The organism is Bradyrhizobium sp. TM239 (genome assembly GCF_036247985.1).
Taxonomy (GTDB): Bacteria; Pseudomonadota; Alphaproteobacteria; order Rhizobiales; family Xanthobacteraceae; genus Bradyrhizobium; species Bradyrhizobium ottawaense.
The window spans coordinates 1-359 of sequence record NZ_BTIR01000046.1 but is presented as its reverse complement, the minus strand read 5'-3'; the positions used below and the strand labels follow the sequence as shown (position 1 = coordinate 359).

The 359-nt window shown below is 66.3% G+C and carries 1 protein-coding gene; it reads right to left on the bottom strand.

Annotated features, from left to right (window positions below):
- The coding region (locus tag AABA84_RS34835; protein WP_338314354.1) for an ATP-binding cassette domain-containing protein at positions 1 to 359 on the bottom strand (359 nt) is incomplete at both ends.

The following is a 359-nucleotide window of genomic DNA, read 5'->3' as shown; positions in this document are numbered from 1 at the left end:
CGCTGACGCTGGCCGCCGGAAAACTGGTGCGGATAGGCGTCGACGCGCCGCGCCGGATCGGGGAGTCCGACGCGGTCGAGCAAGGCGATCGCCTCTTTGCGCGCCTGTGCCGCCGAATGCTTCTTGTGGCGTCGCAGCGGCTCGGCAACCTGATGCCCGATCGTGTGCATCGGATTGAGCGCGGTCATCAGCTCCTGGAAGTTCATGCTGATGCGGTTGCCGCGCAGGCGGCAATAATCCGCGTCCGGCAATCGGGCGAGCTCGTTGCCGTCAAGCTTGATGCTGCCCGAGACCACGGCGCTGTCTGGCAGCAGCCCCATCAGGGACATCGCCGTGACCGATTTGCCGCAGCCGGATTC